Raw genomic sequence first — 20,246 nt, forward strand, 5'->3', positions numbered from 1 at the left:
CGCCGCTCACACGCTCGACATGAACACGGCCGTGCAGACGATGCCGCTGTTGCCGCAGTGGTTGCGCGGCAGGCTCAACGGCAAGCCGATCTGGTTGCCGCTGCCCACCCCGCTCCCGGCCGCCGTGGCGCCCGCGGCCCGGGCACCGGCCTGGTTGACGCAGGTGTTCCCGAACGCCGCGTTCCCGACCCCGATCACACTCGCGTGAGCGGCGCCGACCGGAAGCCACGCCGCCCCCGCCACCGCGCCCAGCACCGCGGCCCGCACACCCATCCGCCCCGCACCGCCGCCCGTACTCCGCGTCTGCGCATCCATCGTGTTTCCTCCTTCGCCCGAGGACTGTCCCGGTGTCCGTACAGGCCCTGGCCTGCCGGACAACCCCGGTCTTTCACTCCCACCAACGACAGAGTCCAGCTCCCGACACGCGCCCCGTCCGGTCCTGCGTCTGGAGCGGGAGGCCGACCGGGAACAGCTCGCCGCACGCCACCGGCTGCTCGCTGAGGTCACCAACCGCATCATCGAAGCCTCCCTCGCCCTGGCCAGGCCGGTGAGCGAGGAATTCCGGGACGGCTCGGCCGCCGTCGATGCCGCCCCGGTCCGGACCTGCTCACACGGTGTCAGCGCCACCGGCCCGGCCACGCCACCGACCCCCGGCGCCGCCTGGTACGTCCGCGAAGGCAGCCACCGCGACCCCGTCACCACCCCGCATGCGGGACACGGCTCCCACCACCGCAACAAGACCAGGAAGGCCACGTCCACCACAACGAAAAAGCCGGTCAAAGCGACAAAGAGTCGCTTTGACCGGCTTCATGTGGTCGTTTGACCTTGGTGTCCGAGGGGGGACTTGAACCCCCACGCCCGATAAAGGGCACTAGCACCTCAAGCTAGCGCGTCTGCCATTCCGCCACCCGGACTAGGTGGTCGGCCCCGGTTTCCCGCGGCGACATGGAAAACAATACCAGGGGTTCGGGGTGTCCCTCACCCACGTTTCCGGTGGTCAGTGCGGTGCGACCGTTCGGAGCGGGCCATTTTCGAGCCGCTTCCCCACCCCGGGGCACCGTACGTGTGCGTACGGCCACGCACGGTGCTCCCGGTCCGTCGTGGAGTCAGTCATTGCCGCCGAACGCCGCGTCGAAGGATGCCGTCGGCGGCGCGAAGTCGTACCGCTTCAGGGTGGCGAGGGCTTCCGGCGCACCGGCCAGCCGGTCCATCCCGGCGTCCTCCCACTCCACGGAGACCGGTCCGTCGTAGCCGATGGACCGGAGCATCCGGAAGACGTCCTCCCAGGGAACGTCGCCGTGCCCGGCCGAGACGAAGTCCCAGCCGCGCCGGGGGTCACCCCAGGGCAAGTGGGAGCCGAGGCGGCCGTTGCGGCCGTCAAGGCGCTTGCGGGCCTCCTTGCAGTCCACGTGGTAGATCCGGTCCCGGAAGTCGTACAGGAAACCGACCGGGTCCAGGTCCTGCCAGACGAAGTGGCTCGGGTCGAAGTTCAGTCCGAAGGCCGCCCGGTTCCCGACGGCGTCGAGCGCGCGGCGCGTGGTCCAGTAGTCGTAGGCGATCTCGCTGGGGTGCACCTCGTGGGCGAAGCGGACACCCTCCGCGTCGAAGACGTCGAGGATCGGGTTCCAGCGTTCGGCGAAGTCGGCGTAGCCGCGTTCGATCATGTGCGGGGGTACGGGGGGGAACATCGCGACCAGGTGCCAGATCGACGAGCCGGTGAAGCCGACGACGGTACGCACTCCGAAGGCGGCGGCGGCCCGCGCCGTGTCCTTGATCTCCTCGGCGGCCCGGCGGCGGACCGCTTCGGGCTCGCCGTCGCCCCAGATGCGGGCGGGCAGGATGCCCCGGTGCCGTTCGTCGATCGGGTCGTCGCAGACGGCCTGCCCGACCAGATGGTTGGAGATCGCCCAGCACGTCAGCCCGTACGCGTCGAGCAGGCGCCGTCGGCCGTCCAGGTAGCCGGGGTCGGACAATGCCCTGTCGACCTCGAAGTGGTCGCCCCAGCAGGCGAGTTCGAGACCGTCGTAGCCGAAGTCCCGGGCGTACCGGCAGACCTCCTCCAGCGGCAGATCGGCCCACTGGCCGGTGAACAGGGTGAAGGGGCGGGGCATGAGCGGACCTCCTAGGGGGTCACGGGGGTGTGGACGGAGTTCCGCGCGGCGCTCTGCTCCACCGCGGCGAGCACCCGCTGCACCTGGAGCCCGTCGGCGAAGGACGGGGCGGGGGCGGTGCCGTCGGCGATCGCCCGTACCAGGTCGCGGGCCTGGTGGACGAAGGTGTGCTCGTAGCCGAGGGGGTGGCCGGGCGGCCACCACGCCTCCAGGTACGGATGCTGGGGTTCGGTGACCAGGATGCGCCGGAACCCGGCGGTCGCGGCGGGTTCGGTGTGGTCGTGGAAGGAGAGTTCGTTGAGCCGTTCCAGGTCGAAGGCGAGCGAACCGCGCTCCCCGTTGATCTCCAGCCGCAGCGCGTTCTTCCGCCCGGCGGCCATCCGGGTGGCCTCGAAGGAGGCGAGTGCGCCGGAGGCGAGGCGGCCGGTGAACAGCACCGCGTCGTCGACGGTCACCGCGCCCCGCCCCGCCGTCTCCCCGCTGCCGGGGAGACCGGCCGGGGCGCCGGGGGCCCGGGGCCGTTCGCGCACGAAGGTCTCGCTCACCGCCGACACCCCGACGAGCGGCTCGCCCGCCAGGTACTGGGCCAGGTCGACGAGGTGGGCCCCCAGGTCGCCGAGTGCGCCGGAACCGGCGCGTTCCCGCTCCAGCCGCCAGGTCAGCGGGGATTCCGGGTCAACGAGCCAGTCCTGGAGGTAGGCGGCCCGGACATGGCGCAGGGGGCCGAGCCGCCCCTGGGCGATGAGCCCGCGGGCGCAGGCGATCGCGGGCACCCGGCGGTAGTTGAAGCCGACCATCGCGACCTGGCCCCGGGACTCCGCGCGCGCTGCCGCCGCCGCCATCGCCTCGGCCTCGGCGACGGTGTTGGCGAGCGGCTTCTCGCACAGCACGTGCTTGCCCGCCTCCAGAGCGGCGATGGCGATCTCGGCGTGGCGGTCGCCGGGGGTGCAGATGTCGACGAGCCGGACGTCGTCCCGGGCGACGAGGGCGCGCCAGTCGGTCTCGGCGGCCGCCCAGCCGTGGCGGGCGGCGGCGGCGTCGACGGCTGCCCGGTCGCGGCCGCAGATCGCGGCGAGGGCCGGTCTCATCGGCAGGTCGAAGACGTGTCCCGCGGTGCGCCAGCCCTGCGAGTGGGCGGCGCCCATGAACGCGTATCCGACCATGCCGACGCCGAGCTCCGGCACCTGCGCGGGCGACGTCGCGGCCGCCTGGTCGGTCTGCCTTCCCCGGGTCATCGGGGCTCCTTCTCGTCGGTCGTTGCGGGGCTGCGGGGGGGGTGGGAGGGGTCAGCGGAAGCCGGTCGGCAGGTACTGGTCGACGTTCTCCTTGGTGACCACGGCCGAGTAGAGGGTGAGACCGGTCGGGATCTCCAGCTCGGCCAGACCGCCGATGCCCTTGCCCTGGGCCAGCGCGCGGGCCAGGTCGATGGCGGAGGCGGCCATCGTCGGCGGGTAGAGGACGGTGGCCTCAAGGACGCTGCCTCCGGCCTTGATCGCGTCCATCGCGGACTTGGCCCCGGCGCCGCCGACCATCAGGAACTCGTCGCGCCCGGCCTGCTGGACGGCGCGCAGCGCGCCCACGCCCTGGTCGTCGTCGTGGTTCCACACGGCGTCGATGCGCTTGTGCGCCTGGAGGAGCTGGGCCATCTTGGCCTGGCCCGACTCCACGGTGAAGTCGGCGGCCTGGCGGGCGACGAGTTCGATGCCCGGGTAGTTCTTCAGCGCGTCGGCGAAGCCCTGGCTGCGCTGTCGGGTGAGTTCCAGGCTGTCGATGCCCGCCAGTTCGACCACCTTGGCGCCGGTCTTCCCCTTGAGGCGCTCGCCGATGTACGTACCGGCGTTGAGACCCATGCCGTAGTTGTCGCCGCCGACCCAGCAGCGGTAGGCCTGCGGGGAGGCGAGGACGCGGTCCAGGTTGACGACGGGGATCCCGGCGCGCATGGCTTCCAGGCCGACCTGGGTGAGCGCCTTGCCGTCGGCCGGGAGGATGACGAGAACGTCGACCTTCTTGTTGATGAGGGTCTTGATCTGGCCGATCTGGGTGGCGGTGTCGTTGGAGCCCTCGGTGGTCTCCAGGGTCACTTCGGGGTAGGCGGACGCCCGTGACCTGGCGTTCTCGTTGATGGCGTTGAGCCAGCCGTGGTCGGCCTGCGGGCCCGCGAAGCCGATGGTGACGGGCTTGCCCGGCTTGTCATCGGCGGCGGGACCGCTGTTCTCCGCGGTGCCAGTGGTGTCGGCGGCCCTGGGCTCGTTGCTGGTGCAGGCGGTGAGGAGGGTGCCCGCGGAGACGGCCGCGGTGCCGAGGAGCAGTCGTCTGCGGCTGGTTTCTGGCATGGCTGTCGAACCCTTCATCTGACGGTGCGTGACATGTCACATGGGGTGGTGCGTCAGGTCTCCCCGTACGCCGAGGTGCGGCGCTGGACCAGTACGGCGGCGACGATGATCGCGCCCTTGGCGATCTGCTGGACGTCGCTCTGGAGGTTGTTGAGGGCGAAGATGTTGGTGATGGTGGTGAAGACCAGGACACCGAGTACGGAGCCGAGGATGGTGCCGCGCCCGCCGCTGAGCAGGGTGCCGCCGATGATCGCGGCCGCGATGGCGTCCAGTTCGTACAGATTGCCGTTGGTGTTCTGGCCGGAGCCGGACAGGATGATGAGCATGAAGGCGGCGATGCCGCAGCACAGTCCGGAGAGCAGGTAGAGCAGGAGCCGCTGGCGCCGCACGTCGATGCCGGCCAGCCGGGCGGCTTCCGCGTTGCCGCCGACCGCGACGGTGTGCCGCCCGAAGGTCGTGCGGTTCAGCACCAGCCAGCCGGTGGCGGTGACCGCCGCGAACACCATGACCAGCGGCGGGACGCCGAGGACGTACGAACCGGGCAGCCCGAGGTCGAGGACGGACCGGACGGTGACCAGCTGGGTCCTGCCGTCGGTGATCTGGAGGGCGAGCCCGCGCGCCGAGGCGAGCATGGCCAGCGTGGCGATGAACGGCACCACCCGTCCGTACGCGATGAGCAGCCCGTTCACCAGCCCGGTGGCGAGACCGACGACGATCGCGGTGAACAGGACGCCCGCGAAGCCGTACTCCTGGGTGGCGACCGTGGTCGCCCAGACGGAGGCGAGCGCGACCGTCGCGCCGACCGACAGGTCGATGCCGCCGCTGGTGATGACGAAGGTCATCCCGACGGTGACCACACCGATGACGGACGCCTGGGTGAGGATCAGCTGGAGGTTCCCGGTGTCCAGGAAGGTGTCGGGCTCGGTGATCCCGCCGACCGCGATCAGTACGGCGAGGACGCCGAGGAGCGAGAGGGTGCGGAGGTCCACGGAGGGGACGGGCCGCGTCATGACGTCGGTTCTCCTTCCATCACCAGATCCAGTACGCGGCGCTCGTCGAGGTCCCGGGCGGGTGCCGTGTGCACGACGCGGCCGTCGCGGAGCACCAGAACCCGGTCGGCGAGGCCGAGCACTTCGGGCAGTTCGCTGGAGACGAGCAGGACGGCGAGGCCCTCGTCCGCCAGCCGGCGGATCACGGCGTACAGCTCGGCGCGGGCGCCGACGTCGACCCCGCGGGTGGGTTCGTCGAGCAGCAGGACCCGGCAGCCGCGCAGCAGCCAGCGGGCCAGCACCGCCTTCTGCTGGTTGCCCCCGGACAGGGCGCGGACGGGGGTGCCGGGGTCGTCGGGGCGCAGCGACAGTGCGCGGGTGGCGCCGCGGGCGGCCCGGAGTTCGGCCGCGCGGTCGATCCAGCCGCCCCGGGCGAAGCGGGACACCGAGGAGACGGAGACGTTGCGGGTGACGGATTCGAGCATCAGCAGTGCCTGCGCCTTGCGTTCCTCGGGGGCGAGGCCGATCCCGGCGGCGACGGCCGCGCGGACGCTGCCGGGCCGCAGCCGCTTTCCGGCCACGCGCACGTGTCCGGCGCCGGGTCTGCGGGCCCCGTAGACGGTCTCCAGGATCTCGGAGCGTCCGGAACCGACCAGTCCGGCCAGTCCCACGATCTCTCCGGGCCTCAGCTCCAGGTCGAAGGGCTCGAACTCGCCCTTCCTGGCCAGGCCTTCGACCGTGAGGACGGGCGCGGCCGCGTCGGCCGCCGCACGGCTTGCGGTGCGGGGCGGGAAGGCGTACGCGACCTCCCGGCCCGTCATCAGGGTGACGATGCCGGGCGTCGGGGTGGTCCGGGCGGGCAGCCCCTCGGCCACGGACCGGCCGTCCTTGAGCACGGTCACCCGGTCGCCGATCCGGCGGATCTCCTCCAGGCGGTGGGAGATGTACACGACGGCGACACCGTCGGCGGTGAGGGCGGCGACGGTGCGGAAGAGGTTGTCGACCTCGTCGGGGTCGAGGGCGGCGGACGGTTCGTCCATGACGAGGAGCCGTACCTCGTGCGAGAGCGCACGGGCCATGGAGACGATCTGGCGCTGGGCGGCGGGCAGTCCGGCGACCGGGCGGGCCGGGTCGATCTCCGGGTGGCCGAGCCTTTTCAGCAGGGCCGCGGTGGAGTCGCGGCCCTCGCGGGTGCGGACGACGAAGCGGGCGGTGGTGGGTTCGTGGCCGAGGAAGACGTTCTCGGCCACCGACAGGCCCTCGACCAGGTCGAGTTCCTGGTAGATCGTGGCGATGCCCAGGCGCATCGCTGCGATCGGCGACTTCGGCGCGACCGGTTCGCCGCGCCAGGTGATCTCGCCGCCGTCGGGCTGGTGAGCCCCGGCGAGCACCTTGATGAGGGTGGACTTCCCGGCGCCGTTCTGCCCGAGGAGACAGTGGACTTCGCCCGCCCGTACCTCCAGGTCCACGCCGTCGAGGGCGCGCACTCCGGGGAACGATTTGGTGATGCCGGACATGGTGAGCAGGGATGGTGCTGATGCCATGACGATCCCCTCGGCAGTGGGGTCTCCCCTGTTCCGGCGCGGCCGGGAGCACGGGGAAGGCCGGTGAGCGGGCAGGCTGCTTGCTGTACCGGTGCGGATGATGACGCGTGCTGCGGATGCTGCGGATGCCACGGGCACTGCGGTTCTCTGCGGATGCTGCGGGTTTCTACGCGTGCTGTCCGGGGCGGTCAGGCCGGTGAGAACAGGTGGTCGCTGATGAGACGGGCGGCGCCGGTGACTCCGGCGACCGGGCCCAGTTCGCCCAGCACGATGGGGAGGTTGCCGGTGGCCAGCGGCAACGACCGGCGGTAGACCTGGGTGCGGACGCTGGCCAGGAGGGTGTGACCGAGGCCGGTCACACCGCCGCCGATCACCACCAGAGCGGGATTGAAGAAGCTGACGAGTCCGGCGATGACCCGGCCGACCCGGTCGCCGCCCGCGCGGATCAGGTCGAGCGAGGCGGCGTCGCCCGCGGCGGCCGCCGCCGCCACATCGGCGGCGGTGAGCGCACCGGCGGCTTCGAGCCGGGCGGCGAGCTCCGCCGACCGCCCGGTGCGTGCCGCGTCCTCGGCGTCCCGGGCGAGCGCGGCCCCGCTGAAGTGGGCTTCCAGACAGCCCCGGTTGCCGCAGGCGCAGGGACGGCCCCCGGGTTCCACCTGGATGTGGCCGATGTCCCCGGCACTGCCGGTCGCACCCCGGTGGACCGCGCCGCCGACGACGATGCCGCAGCCGATCCCGGTGCCGATCTTGACGCAGAGGAAGTCGTCCACGGAGCGGGCGACGCCCGCGTGCTGCTCCCCCATCGCCATCAGGTTCACGTCGTTGTCGGCCATGACCGGGCAGCCCAGCTCCTGGCCGAGCACCTCGCGTACCGGGAAACCGTCCCAGCCGGGCATGATCGGCGGGGCGACGGGCACGCCTTCGGGGAAGCGGACCGGACCGGGTACACCGATGCCCGCGCCGTCGAAGCCTTCGGCAAGCCCGAGGGCCCGGAGTTCGGCCGCCATGGACAGCACCCGCTCCAGGACGGCGACAGGGCCCTCGCGTACGTCCATGGGGTGGTTCAGGTGGCCCAGAACCTCCAGTTCGGCGTTGGTGACGGCCACATCGACGGAGGTGGCGCCGATGTCGACGCCGAGGAACCGCAGTCGTGGCGCGAGCCGGATGTTGTGCGAGCGGCGCCCGCCACGGGAGGCGGCGAGCCCGTCGGCCACGACGAGTCCGGTGCCCAGCAGCCGGTCCACCTCGACGGCGAGCTTGGAACGGGAGAGATCGACCCGGTCGCCCAACTGGGCCCGGGACTGAGGGCCACCGTCACGCAGCAGCCGCAGCAGCCGTGCCTGGTGCGCGTTGGCGGGCCGTGCCGTCATACGTCTCACGCGCCCCTCCCGCCGCATCGGCCTCTCCGTGGGACTTTCGAGGGGAACGTAGCAGCGGTTGCCGGGAGGGGGAAGAAGTCATGCAGGAATCCGGACGACTTTCTCCACTCCAAGGACAAAGCCAGGGAGCCAGCCGGTGACGCGTCCGGTGGAACGGGCTGTCCCGGCGCAGGACACGGGCCGTCTCAGGACACGGGCCGTCTCAGCGCAGGATTCCGGCCTGCCGGGCGGCGCGCAGCCAGGACGGGAACTCGGACAGGACCCGGTCGTAGAGCTCCTGGTCGGAGATCTGCTCGATGTCGTCGACGGCGAAGAAGCCGACGTTGTCGACCAGGCGGCCCGGCATGGTGTCGAACCGTTCCAGCACCCCGTACTGGGATCTGCCGAGCCCGACGAACTGCCAGAACACCGGTTCTTCGGCGGCCGCCCGCAGCTCCTGCTCGATCTCGCGGTTGCGGTGCACGCCGCCGTCCGAGAAGAAGAGCACCAGCGTCGGTTCGGGCAGCGGGTGCGCGCGGACGAAGGCCCGCACCTCGGCGATGACCTTCTGCTCCTCGTTCTGTATCCCGACCGTCCGCATGTCGATCTGGCCGGGCAGAAGCCCCTTGGGCGGCTTCCTGCGGCCGAAGCCGTAGACCTGCCCCACGCGTACGTGCAGCCGGAGCCACTCGGGCAGCTCCCCGACGGCGAGGTCGGGCAGGCGGGCGGGGTTGCTGGCGAAGGTCCACGCCTGCATCCGGCCGTCGTCGTCGAGCTGGGCCGCGACGGCGACCATCCGCTCGGCGACACCGGCCACCGTGCCCCGCCGGTAGAGCCCCGCCATCGAGCCGGAGGCGTCGAGGACGAGGACGACACGGGCGCGCACCTGCGGCAGGCCGTGCTTGCTCAGGCTGACCCGGACCTGCTCTTTGCGCAGCGACAGCCGCTGCCGCATCTCCGCGGGCAGCTGCTCCTCGCCGGGGACCTGGCCGGAGGGCGTCGCCGGGGCCACGGGAGCGTACGGCGGGGGCGCGGGAACGTGAGCGGGAGAGGGTGGCAGGGAAACGGGGGCGGGGAGGTGAGCGGCGGACAACGCTACGGGGACGGGAGCCGGGGCAGAGGCAGGGGCCGGAGCCGGGGCAGAGGCAGGAGCCGGGGCCGGGGCAGAGGCAAGGGCAGGAGCCGGGGCCGGGGTAGCCGACGGCGGTGCGTCGTCGAAGCTGATCCCGAAGTCGGTCGCCAGTCCCGCCAGCCCGCTCGCGTACCCCTGCCCGACCGCACGGAACTTCCAGCCGCCGTCGCGGCGGTAGAGCTCGCCGCCGACCAGCGCGGTCTCGGTGGCGGCGGTGATCGGGAAACTCGCCAGTTCGGCCCCGGACGCCGCGTCCAGCAGCCGCAGGCACAGCCCCGGCACCTGGCCGAACGTGCCACCGTCGGCGGACGCGCAGAGCGCGACGCGTTCGATGTCCGGCTCCAGTGCGGACAGGTCGACATCGAGCGCGTCCGCGCCGGGCCGCTTGCCCGCATGGCGCACAGCACCTGAGGCGTGCCGGGGCTGGTTGTAGAAGACGAAGTCGCCGTCCGACCGTACGCGGCCGTCGCGGGCCAGCAGCAGGGCGGAGGCGTCCACATCCGGCGCTCCGGCCCCCGCCCGCCACTCGAGTACGGCCCGGGTCGCGGTGACCGCGACCCGCGTGTTGGCGCCCTTGCTCAGTATCGTCACACCGGCCAGTCTGCCCTGCCGCCCGCCGGACCGGCCCGGGGCGCACGGCTACCGGCGGCGGTCCCGCGTCTCCGGTCCCGGGCGGAAGGCGGCCGGCTCGTGGGCCGCGACGGCGGTGCCTGGACGGGCTGAGCGCTCTCCGTCGTATCCCGAGCGCCACCGCCTCCTCGCAGCGCGCCGCGGCGGCGCGTGCGCTCGCGGTGCCGTGCCACCCCCACCGGTCCAGCTCCCCGGGGTGCGGCTGCGGGCGGCCCCTCGTGCTGCGACTGGCACGGCGCGCCCGCGACTTCGCTCAGCCTCTGTCCCCCGGGGCCGTCCGGCACGGTGGTCATGGCCGGACCGGCCGCCACTACCCGGACCGGCCGCCCCGGCTTCCGACCGACCACCCACGGCTTCCGCCCGGCCGCGGCGGCGGTCGGGTCCGGGCGGTCGGCTCAGGCAGCCGGGTCAGGGGCAGCGGATGACCTGGCCCGCGTACGAGAGGTTCCCGCCGAAGCCGAAGAGCAGGGCCGGGGCGCCGCTGACGACCTCTCCGCGTTCCACCAGTTTGGACAGCGCCATCGGGATCGAGGCCGCGGAGGTGTTCCCGGAGTCCACGACGTCCCGGGCGATGACGGCGTTGACCGCGCCGATCTTCCGGGCGACGGGCTCGATGATCCGCAGGTTGGCCTGGTGCAGCACCACCGCGCCCAGTTCCTCGGGCGTCACTCCGGCCTTCTCGCACACCTTGCGGGCGATGGGCGGCAGCTGGGTGGTGGCCCAGCGGTAGACGGACTGGCCCTCCTGCGCGAACCGGGGCGGGGTGCCCTCGATCCGTACGGCCCTGCCCATCTCCGGCACCGAACCCCACAGCACGGGGCCGATGCCGGGCTCCCCGGCCCCGTCCGGCTCCGCGACGACAACCGCCGCGCCCGCGCCGTCACCGAGCAGGACGCAGGTGCCGCGGTCGGTCCAGTCGGCGATGTCGGCCATCTTGTCGGCGCCGATGACCAGGGCGCGGGTCGCCGCCCCGGCCCGGACGGCGTGGTCGGCGGTGGCGAGGGCGTGGGTGAAGCCCGAGCAGACCACGTTGATGTCCATCACCGCGGGCGAGCCCATCCCCAGCCGGGCGGCCACCCGCGCTGACATGCTCGGGGAACGGTCGATCGCGGTCGAGGTGGCGACCAGCACCAGATCGACCTCGTTCGGAGCCACCCCGGCCGCGGCCAGCGCCTTGGCACCCGCGTACGCCGCCATCTCGTCGACCGGCTCGTCCGGGCCGCCGATGTGCCGGGTCCGGATGCCGACACGGCTGGTGATCCACTCGTCGCTGGTGTCGACCATGGCCGCCAGGTCATCGTTGGTGAGCACCTTGGCGGGCTGATAGTGGCCGAGCGCCACGACACGTGAGCCGGTCATGTACGAAGTCCCCTCGCTACATATAGGGCAGGAACCATCCAGTCTTGGTCGCTACCGACCGGTACGGGGACAGGGGTTCCCACAGGAATCACGCCGGGCCGTTGGAGACTTGACAACAGCATGTGCCTGACATCGCCCCTGGTACGGCGGCCTTCGTCGGGTACAGGACAATAGAGGCTCCGAGGTCTCCCCGGCCACGGCCACCGGGCCGGGGTTCGTACAAGCAACGGAATCGGGTTCACCGCCATGGGACGCGTCACCGAGCGCCACCGCACCATCCGTATCCGCGACGGTGCCGTGTCGGCCCGCGCGGACACACTCGTCGCCGAGGAGCCGCTGGAGATCCGGCTGAACGGCAGGCCGCTGGCGATCACGATGCGCACCCCGGGCGACGACTTCGCGCTGGCGGCCGGGTTCCTGGTGAGCGAGGGCATCATCGGGGACGGCGCCGAGGTGCGGTCGATCGTCTACTGCGCCGGTGCGACCGCCGACGGCGTCAACACGTACAACGTGGTGGACGTCCAGCTCGCCCCCGGCGTCCCGGTCCCCGACCTCACGCTCGAACGCCATGTGTACACCACGTCATCCTGCGGGCTCTGCGGGAAGGCGAGCCTCGACGCGGTACGCACCACGACCCGGCACCCGATCGCGGACGCTCCCCCGCTGCGGGTCGAGCCCGCGCTGCTCTCCGTCCTCCCCGACCGGCTGCGCGCCGCACAGCGGGTCTTCGACCGGACCGGCGGACTGCACGGCGCGGCGCTGTTCTCCGAGACGGGCGAGCTGATCGACGCCCGGGAGGACGTGGGGCGGCACAACGCGGTGGACAAGCTGGTCGGCCGGGCGCTGACCGACCACCGGCTGCCGCTGTCCCGGACGATCCTGCTGGTGTCGGGGCGGGCGTCGTTCGAACTGGCCCAGAAGGCCGTGATGGCCGGGATCCCGATGCTCGCGGCGGTCTCGGCACCCTCGTCCCTCGCCGTGGACCTGGCAACCGAGACCGGGCTGACCCTGGTCGGTTTCCTGCGGGGGGCCTCGATGAACGTGTACGCGGGCGAGCACCGCATCGTCCTGGACTCCGCCGACGCGGGCGCCGACGCACACACAGACACAGACACCTGCACCTGCGCCGGTGCCCGCAGCGGCGCGGGCACCGGCACCGGCGCCGACGCGCGAGCAGACACCGGCGCGCACGAGGACCGGGCCTGAGAGCACCGGGCCCGCGTCTGCCCGGCCCGGCCCACCACGCCCGTGTTCAGCCCACCGTGGCGGCCTCCCGGGGGGCGGCGCCGTCCGCCGGGCGCTGCGCTGCGCCCTCGGGCACGTCGCGCGAACGGCGCTTGGCGATCACGGCGCAGACCATCAGCTGCATCTGGTGGAAGAGCATCAGCGGCAGCACGGCCAGCGAGGCCTGTGCCCCGAACAGCACGCTCGCCATCGGCAGCCCCGAGGCCAGGCTCTTCTTCGACCCGGCGAACTGGATGGCGATCCGGTCCTCCCGGCCGAAACCGAGCCGCTTCGCCCCGTACCAGGTCACCGCGAGCATCGCGGCGAGCAGCAGCGCCTCGACGCCGAGCAGCACCCCGAGCCGGGCCGGGGTGATCCGGTGCCAGACGCCTTCGACCACTCCCTCGCTGAAGGCCGTGTAGACGACGAGCAGGATCGAGCCCCGGTCGACGTAGCCGAGGACCTTCTTGTGGCGGGCGACGAAACCGCCGATCCAGCGGCGCAGCAACTGCCCGGCGACGAACGGCAGCAGCAGCTGGACCCCGATCCGCAGCAGCCCGTCCGGTGAGAAGCCGCCGTCGCCGCCGAGCAGGGCGGCCGCGAGCAGCGGGGTGAGGAAGATCCCGGCGAGGGAGGAGAAGGAGCCCGCGCAGATCGCCGCGGGCACGTTGCCCCGGGCGATCGAGGTGAAGGCGATCGAGGACTGGATGGTGGACGGGACGAGGCAGAGGAAGAGGAGGCCGCCGTACAGCTCCGGTGTCAGCGCGTACGGAACCAGCCCCCGGGCCGCCAGCCCGAGCAGCGGGAACACCACGAAGGTGCAGATCAGCACGGTGAGGTGGAGCCGCCAGTGCCGTAGTCCGTCCAGCGCCTCGGCGGTGGAGAGCCGGGCGCCGTACAGGAAGAAGAGGAGGGCGACCGCTCCGGTCGAGGCCCCGCCCGCCACCTGCGCGCCGGTCCCCGACGCGGGCAGTATCGCCGCGAGCGCCACGGTGCCGATCAGCGCCAGGACGTACGGGTCGAGCGGCAGCCAGGACGGCGGCTTCGGGATGCGGCGGATCATTTCTTCCACGGATTCTCTCGGTTGCGGTCGGGTTCATTCGGTTGCGGTCGGTTGCGGTCGGGCCGGCACCATGCTGCTCCGGAACGAGGCGATCGGGAATCCTGTACACCGCTCTCACTGTCATCATGTCGCGCGATAACGTGGCGCCATGTACGACCCCGCGCAGCTGCGTACGTTCCTCGCCGTGGCCCAGACGCTGAGTTTCACGCAGGCCGCCCGGCGGCTCGGGCTGCGGCAGTCCACGGTGAGCCAGCACGTGCGGCGGCTGGAGGAGGCGACGGGGCGGCAGCTGTTCGCCCGGGACACCCACCGGGTCGATCTCACCGTGGACGGCGAGGCCATGCTGGGCTTCGCCCGGACGATCCTCGCGACGCATGAGCGGGCGGCGGCCTTCTTCGCCGGGACACGGCTGCGCGGGCGGCTGCGGTTCGGGGTCTCCGAGGACTTCGTACTGACCCGGCTGCCGGAGATCCTGGAGGCGTTCCGCAGCGACCACCCCGAGGTCGAGCTGGAACTGTCGGTGGAGCTCTCCGGGACGCTGCACCAGCGGCTGGCGGCCGGCCGGCTCGATCTGGTGCTGGCCAAGCGGCGCGTCGGCGACACGCACGGCGAGCTGGTCTGGCGGGACACGCTGACCTGGATCGGGGCACCGCGGCTGCGGATCGACCCGGACCGGCCGGTTCCGCTGGTGCTCTTCCCGCCGCCCGGGATCACCCGGGCCCGCGCCCTGGAGGTGCTGGAGGAGCACGGCCGGTCATGGCGCGTGGCCTGTACGAGCACGAGCCTGAGCGGGTTGATCGCGGCGGCCCGCGCCGGGCTGGGCGTGATGGCGCACAGCCGTGGGCTGATCCCGCCCGGACTGGTGCCGCTCCCGGCCAGGGCCGGGCTGCCGGAGCTGGGCGGGGTGGATTTCGTGCTGTCGCACGGCCGCCGCCCCGGCGGAGCCCAGGAGTCCGCGGACGCCCTGGCGGCGGCGATCCTGGCCGGTGCCGACCGGCTGGTGCGGGGCGCGGGCGCGCTCGGCCCGGTCGACGGGCAGGACGGCGCCTGACCTTGCCCGTACAGGGATAACTGGCCGGATATCAACCTGGAACGGGAGTGGCCGCGGCGTACAGATTCGGTGGAGATTCCGGCGCCCGCCCCTTACGTCACGGTCCCAGCCGTGCCCGAGCGTGGCCCATCTGGCCGGATTTCGGTGGCCGAGCAGTGCATATGCCACCTTGTCCCCCCGTACGAGCCCCTCCCGAAGCGCCGTTCGGTGGGGTAGCGTCACGGCGCTGTGCGGAGCGCCACAAGGAGCAGGTCATTGCGCGAGTTCACTGTCCCCCCGATGGCGGCCGCGCCCCTCGTGGGCGGCCTGGCCGACACCGTGTTCGACCATGCCGAGGAGGATCCGGACCGCGTCGCGCTCCGCCGCAAGGACCCGGCCGGAATCTGGCGGGATGTCACCGCCGCGGCCTTCCGCGACGAGGTACTGGCCCTGGCCAAGGGGCTGATCGCGCACGGCGTCCGGTTCGGCGACCGGGTCGCCCTGATGGCACGTACATGCTACGAGTGGACGCTCTTCGACCTCGCGCTGTGGACGGTCGGAGCCCAGTCCGTACCGGTCTATCCGACGTCCTCGGCCGAGCAGGTGCGGTGGATGCTGCACGACGCCGGGGTCAGTGCCGTCATGGTCGAGCACGAGGACCACGCGATGACCATCGCCTCGGTGATCGGCCAACTGCCCGGACTGAAGCGGCTCTGGCAGCTGGACGCCGGAGCGGTGTCCGAGCTGACCGGGGCGGGGACCGAGGTCGAGGATTCGGTGGTGCACCGGCACCGGCGCGCGGTGACGCCGGACTCCGTGGCCACGGTCGTCTACACCTCGGGAACCACGGGGCGCCCCAAGGGCTGCGTGCTCACCCACGCCAACCTCATGTTCGAGACGGACACCATGGTGGCGCGCTGGGAGTCGGTCTTCCGCTCCACTCCGGGCGATGAGGCGACCACTCTGCTCTTCCTGCCGCTGGCCCACGTCTTCGGCCGGATGGTCGAGATCGCGGCGATCCGCGGCCGGGTGAGGTTCGGCCACCAGCCGGAGCTGTCGGCGAGGGCCCTGATGCCGGACCTGGTGTCGTTCCGGCCGACGTTCGTCCTGGCGGTGCCGTACATCTTCGAGAAGGTCTTCGACGCCGCCCGGCGCAGGGCGGAGGCGGAGGGCAGGATCGGGCCGTTCGACAAGGCCGTCGACATCGCGGTGAAGTACGCCGAGGCCATGGAGGCGCGGGCGTTCGGGACGGGGCCGGGGCCGTCCGCCGGGCTGCGGATGCAGCACCAGTTCTTCGACAAGGTCGTGTACAAGAAGGTCCGCGAGGCGATGGGCGGCCGGATCAGGCACGCCATGTCCGGCGGCTCCGGGATGGAGCGGCGGCTCGGACTGTTCTTCGCGGGCGCGGGCGTCATGGTCTACGAGGGGTACGGGCTGACCGAGACGAGCGCCGCGGCCACGGCCAATCCGCCGGAGCGCACCCGGTACGGCACGGTCGGCCTGCCGATCCCCGGGACGACCGTGCACATCGCGGAGGACGGCGAGGTGTGGGTGCACGGCGACCACGTGTTCACCGGCTACCTGGGCGCCCCGGAGGCAACCGCGGCGGTGCTGCGCGAGGGCTGGCTGGCCACCGGGGACCTGGGCTCGCTCGACGACGACGGCTATCTGACGATCACCGGACGGAAGAAGGAGATCCTGGTGACCTCGGGCGGCAAGAGCGTGTCGCCCGCCGCGCTGGAGGAGCGGGTGCGGGCGCATCCGCTGATCGCCCAGTGCCTGGTGGTCGGCAACGACCGGCCGTACATCGCGGCGCTGGTCACGGTGGACCAGGAGGCGGTGGACCACTGGCTGGCGATGCAGGGGCGGACGCCCCTGAAGCCGGAGGAGCTGGTGCGCGATCCGGACCTGGAGGCGGAGATCCGGCGGACGGTGGTGGCGGCCAACACCGCGGTCTCCCAGGCCGAGTCGATCCGTACCTTCCGCATCCTGGCGCACCCCTTCAGCGAGGAGCACGGCCTGCTCACGCCGTCGCTGAAGCCGAAGCGCCGGGCGATCGAGACGGCGTACGCGGCAGAGGTCGACGCGCTGTACCGCTGAGGCGCCACGGCGCTCCAGCGGCACAGCGGCACAGCGGCACAGCGGCACAGCGGTACAGCGGTACAGCGGTACAGCGCACCTGCTTCTAGGTGATCGAGACCCGGAACAGTTTGTCCGAGCCCGCCGGCTGCTTCCCGTTGTTGTCGCAGTTGGTGGTGGAGAGCCAGAGCCGGTCCTGGCCGGGCACCTTGGTGACCGTGCGCAGCCGGCCGTACGTGCCGACGTAGTACGCGCTCGGTGTGCCGAGGTTCTCGGTGTCACCGGTGATGGGAATCCGCCACAGCCGCTCGCCCTTCAGGGCGGCCATGTAGATGACGTTGCGGACGATGGCGATCCCGCTGGGCGAGGCCTCGGCCACGTTCCACGTCTTCTTCGGGTTGGTCATGCCGTCAGTGGTGCAGCTGCCCTCGCAGACCGGCCAGCCGTAGTTCCCGCCCGGTTTGATGAGGTTGAGCTCGTCCTTCTTGCTGTCGCCGAACTCCGCCTCCCACAGCCGTCCGTTGCGGTCGAAGGCGAGTCCCTGCGGATTGCGGTGTCCGTAGCTGTAGACGTACGTGCCGAAGGGGTTTCCCGGGGCGGGCCTGCCGTCGGTGGCCAGCCGCAGGATCTTGCCGTTGAGCGAGTTCTTGTCCTGGGCGAGGTCGGGGGTCTGGGCCTCGCCGGTCGACGCGTACAGATAGCCGTCCGGGCCGAACAGCAGCCGTCCGCCGTTGTGGTACTTGTTCTTCTTGATCCCCTGGAGCAGAACCGTGTACCCGCCGAGCGCACTGCCGTCGTAGGTCATGCGCGCGATGCGATTGCCCTCGGCGGCCGTGTGCATGACGTACACGTAGTGGTTGTCGGCCCACCGCGGGTCCACGGCGATGCCGAGCAGTCCGCCCTCGCCGCCGGTCGTGACGGCCCCGGGCACGGTGCCGATCTTGGTCCTGGCGCCGTCGGGGGTGGTCCTGAAGACCGTGAAGCTGTCCCGTTCGGTCACCAGCGCGCTCGTGCCGTCGGGCATCCAGTAGGTGCCCCACGGGATGGTCCAGCCCTCGGAGACGGTGGTGATGCCGGACGGCGCACCGCCGTCGGTGGCGCAGCCGGGGGTGGTGAAGGTGACCGCGTCGCCGGGCGGTGAGGTGTTGCCCGCCGCGTCCCTGGCGACGACGTCCAGGGTGTACGGGCTGGCGCAGGCGAGTCCGGTGAGGGTGGTCGTGGTGGGCGGCGGGGTGCCGGTCACGGTCGCGTAGACGGTGTCGCCGCTGCGCACGTCGTAGGCGGTGACGGCGGTGTCGTCCGTCGCGGCCCCCCAGTTCAGGGTGACGCTGTGAGAGGAGACGCCGGAGGTGGTGAGGGCGCCGGGGGCCGAGGGCGCGGTGGTGTCGGAGGGAGTGACGGTGAGGTCGGCGTAGTCGAGGTTGGGCAGTCCGTCGGCGGTGGTGGAGGTGAGCCGGACCTTGTTGCCGCCCGTCTTGAGCGGGGCGGTGAGGGTGGAGGTGGCCCAGGTGTTCCAGTCGGTGGTGGCGTCGAACGCGCGGGCGGCCGAGACGACCGTGCCGTTCACCGCGATGTCGGCGGACCGGGCCGCCTCCGTGCCGTTGGAGTACCGGACGGCGATCTTCCCGCTCCCGGCGGCGGCCGCGGTGACGGTGAACTCGACATAGCTGCCGACGACGTTGTCACCATTGACGAATCCGGTGCCGGAGTAGCCGGAGTGGTTGGACTCGGCGGCGCCCTTGACGATCGTCGCGGACTCCGCCTCGTACCGGGCGGCGGCCGCGGCGGCCGGCTGCGGGACCGCCTGCACCAGTGCGGTGCACAGGAGCAGGGCCGCCACGGCGGCCGTCCTCCCCCGTGCCGAGGTGAGCGTTCTGGCCTGCATCTCCGCCTCCGTCACGGAACCCAGTAGTTGCCGGACGCGACGATCATCGACTGCAGCTGGACGCTCCCGCCGTAGTACAGGTCCGGGTCGACCGGGGTACCGGCCAGCTTCTTCCACAGCGCGTCCAGCCAGGCCTGGGAGCCGGAGTCGGTCAGCGCGGTCACCACGAACGGGGCGGTGAAGGCCATGTCGTTGCCGCTGTCGAAGGCCGAGCCGTTGAGGCGGTAGCCGCTGACGATCTTGTCCGGGTTGCCGCCCGTCTTGCTCTTGATCCAGGAGTTCAGCTTGCGGGCGGAGGCGAGCGAGGCGCTGTCTCCGCTGGTGACGGCGTCGGCGCCGATGCGCCACGGGTCGCGGCAGGCGTTCCAGGAGTAGTCGCCGTCGTTGGGGCCTTCGAGCACCTCGCCGGGGGCGGGCTTGGCGGTGCCGTTGGTGTTGACGACGAAGTCCGCGAGCAGCCCGGTCGAGGGGGCGTACGCGGACTGCTGGCCGGTGATCAGCTTCTGGTGGGCCGTGCGTACGGTGTCCCAGCTGGAGTCGCCGGTCGCGGTCCTGAAGGCGCGGAAGTGGTCGATCATCCAGTCCGAGGAGCGGGTCATCCAGTAGTGCGACTCCCCCGAGTCCGACCAGTCACCGAGCAGCGCCAGGTGGGTGGTGGGGTTGATCTCGCTCTTCTTGATGGCGTTGATGTGTTTGACCGCGAGGTCCTTGTAGTTGTACGTGCCGCCGGAGCCCCACTGCCGGTCGGCCAGGAGCAGCCCGTAGGCGACGTCCAGGTCGCCGTCGGTCGCCGAGTCCGAGCCGTCGACGCTCTTGCAGGAGGAGTCCTGTTCGGCGGCCAGGAGGTTGGCGTTGTTCACCGAGGGGTGCGCCAGTACGTACTTGACCATGCCGTCGAAGACGGTCTTCGCGTCCGGGTCGGCCCCCGCCATCGTGGCGGTGACGACCATCCCGTAGCCCTGGGCCTCGGCGACGTAGGGGTGGTCGGCGTCCGGCGAGATGACCTCGTACCAGCCGTTGCCGCAGTTCTTCCTGACGAAGGCGGACTTCCAGGCGTTGTACGTCTTGATCACGGCCTGGTCGAGGGACGACTGCGTCCCCGAGGGCTTCAGCGTCCCGGATGCGTAGGGAATCGTGTGGCTGCCGAAGGGCACCGCCGGGGTGGCGGCGGCCTTCGCGGGGTCGACGGCGGCGGTGGCCGCGTGGGAGCCGAGCAGGGGCAGGAACAGGCAGCTGACGCCTGCGAGGGCCGCCGTCAGGCGGCGTCGGGGGGTGGCAGGGTGCACAGTGGTCCCTTCCGATCCGATGTTAGGAAAGCTTCCTAACCGATACAGCATGGGATTCCTTGCGGAGCCTTCTGTCAATGCCCCCCGTAGGCCCAAATCCCAAGTGCCGAGGTGACGGGGGGCCGCCGAACCCGGTCAATCCCCCGGACGGATGACGCGGCACAGACGGAGCTGGACGGCCCGGCGGACGGGAATGCTGGACGTCCGATGATCGTTGGGCTGG

At 71.8% G+C, this 20,246-nt stretch carries 15 protein-coding genes and 1 tRNA gene; 3 read left to right on the top strand and 13 right to left on the bottom strand.

Translation table 11 applies throughout. The features are described 5' to 3' along the window. Positions 1–6: 6 nt before the first annotated feature. The 10 genes from ACFVWY_RS23750 to ACFVWY_RS23795 form a co-directional block, all read right to left on the bottom strand. Positions 7–315, bottom strand: a complete 309-nt coding sequence (locus tag ACFVWY_RS23750; protein WP_389875820.1) for a chaplin family protein — start codon at positions 313–315, stop codon at positions 7–9. A gap of 511 nt (positions 316–826) precedes the next feature. After that, positions 827–914: transfer RNA gene (locus tag ACFVWY_RS23755), tRNA-Leu, on the bottom strand. 192 nt (positions 915–1,106) lie between these two features. Further along, on the bottom strand, positions 1,107–2,111 hold the full coding sequence (locus ACFVWY_RS23760; protein ID WP_389875823.1) for a sugar phosphate isomerase/epimerase family protein: 1,005 nt from the start codon (positions 2,109–2,111) through the stop codon (positions 1,107–1,109). A gap of 11 nt (positions 2,112–2,122) precedes the next feature. Beyond that, entirely contained in the window at positions 2,123–3,274 is a 1,152-nt protein-coding gene (locus ACFVWY_RS23765) for a Gfo/Idh/MocA family protein (protein ID WP_389876095.1), read from the bottom strand. Positions 3,275–3,397: 123 nt separating this feature from the next. Then, the gene (locus tag ACFVWY_RS23770) at positions 3,398–4,444 is read right to left on the bottom strand and encodes a substrate-binding domain-containing protein (protein WP_389875826.1); all 1,047 of its coding nucleotides are present in this window, start codon (positions 4,442–4,444) and stop codon (positions 3,398–3,400) included. Positions 4,445–4,497: 53 nt separating this feature from the next. Further along, positions 4,498–5,454: an ABC transporter permease gene (locus tag ACFVWY_RS23775; protein ID WP_389875829.1), complete on the bottom strand. Its 957-nt coding sequence runs from the start codon at positions 5,452–5,454 to the stop codon at positions 4,498–4,500. Further along, positions 5,451–6,977, bottom strand: coding sequence for a sugar ABC transporter ATP-binding protein (locus ACFVWY_RS23780; protein ID WP_389875832.1), 1,527 nt, complete (start codon positions 6,975–6,977; stop codon positions 5,451–5,453). The genes ACFVWY_RS23775 and ACFVWY_RS23780 overlap by 4 nt, the downstream gene beginning before the upstream one ends. Before the next feature lie 188 nt (positions 6,978–7,165). After that, a complete protein-coding gene (locus ACFVWY_RS23785; RefSeq protein ID WP_389876098.1) occupies positions 7,166–8,347 on the bottom strand; it encodes an ROK family protein in 1,182 nt (393 codons plus the stop codon). A 211-nt stretch (positions 8,348–8,558) separates the two neighbouring features. Next, complete coding sequence (locus tag ACFVWY_RS23790) at positions 8,559–10,058, bottom strand: VWA domain-containing protein (protein WP_389875834.1); 1,500 nt, start codon at positions 10,056–10,058, stop codon at positions 8,559–8,561. Positions 10,059–10,505: 447 nt separating this feature from the next. Continuing rightward, complete coding sequence (locus ACFVWY_RS23795; RefSeq protein WP_389875836.1) at positions 10,506–11,456, bottom strand: beta-ketoacyl-ACP synthase III; 951 nt, start codon at positions 11,454–11,456, stop codon at positions 10,506–10,508. Between the two features lie 246 nt (positions 11,457–11,702). On the opposite strand from ACFVWY_RS23795, the gene fdhD reads away from it, so the two are divergent. Next, positions 11,703–12,662 carry a formate dehydrogenase accessory sulfurtransferase FdhD gene (gene fdhD / locus ACFVWY_RS23800; RefSeq protein ID WP_389875838.1) on the top strand — a complete coding sequence of 320 codons (960 nt, stop codon included), beginning with the start codon at positions 11,703–11,705 and terminating at the stop codon, positions 12,660–12,662. 46 nt (positions 12,663–12,708) lie between these two features. On the opposite strand, the gene ACFVWY_RS23805 is transcribed toward fdhD, so the two are convergent. Then, positions 12,709–13,743 carry a bile acid:sodium symporter family protein gene (locus ACFVWY_RS23805; protein WP_389876100.1) on the bottom strand — a complete coding sequence of 345 codons (1,035 nt, stop codon included), beginning with the start codon at positions 13,741–13,743 and terminating at the stop codon, positions 12,709–12,711. Positions 13,744–13,891: 148 nt separating this feature from the next. On the opposite strand from ACFVWY_RS23805, the gene ACFVWY_RS23810 reads away from it, so the two are divergent. Both ACFVWY_RS23810 and ACFVWY_RS23815 read left to right on the top strand, forming a co-directional pair. Further along, positions 13,892–14,794: a LysR substrate-binding domain-containing protein gene (locus tag ACFVWY_RS23810; RefSeq protein ID WP_389875840.1), complete on the top strand. Its 903-nt coding sequence runs from the start codon at positions 13,892–13,894 to the stop codon at positions 14,792–14,794. Positions 14,795–15,073: 279 nt separating this feature from the next. Then, entirely contained in the window at positions 15,074–16,873 is a 1,800-nt protein-coding gene (locus ACFVWY_RS23815; protein ID WP_389876103.1) for an AMP-dependent synthetase/ligase, read from the top strand. Positions 16,874–16,958: 85 nt separating this feature from the next. On the opposite strand, the gene ACFVWY_RS23820 is transcribed toward ACFVWY_RS23815, so the two are convergent. Beyond that, a complete protein-coding gene (locus ACFVWY_RS23820; protein ID WP_389875843.1) occupies positions 16,959–18,737 on the bottom strand; it encodes a PQQ-dependent sugar dehydrogenase in 1,779 nt (592 codons plus the stop codon). A gap of 11 nt (positions 18,738–18,748) precedes the next feature. After that, on the bottom strand, positions 18,749–20,023 hold the full coding sequence (locus tag ACFVWY_RS23825) for a glycosyl hydrolase family 8 (protein WP_389875846.1): 1,275 nt from the start codon (positions 20,021–20,023) through the stop codon (positions 18,749–18,751). Positions 20,024–20,246 lie beyond the last annotated feature (223 nt).

It is taken from the genome of Streptomyces sp. NPDC058195 (assembly GCF_042883525.1).
GTDB lineage: Bacteria > Actinomycetota > Actinomycetes > Streptomycetales > Streptomycetaceae > Streptomyces.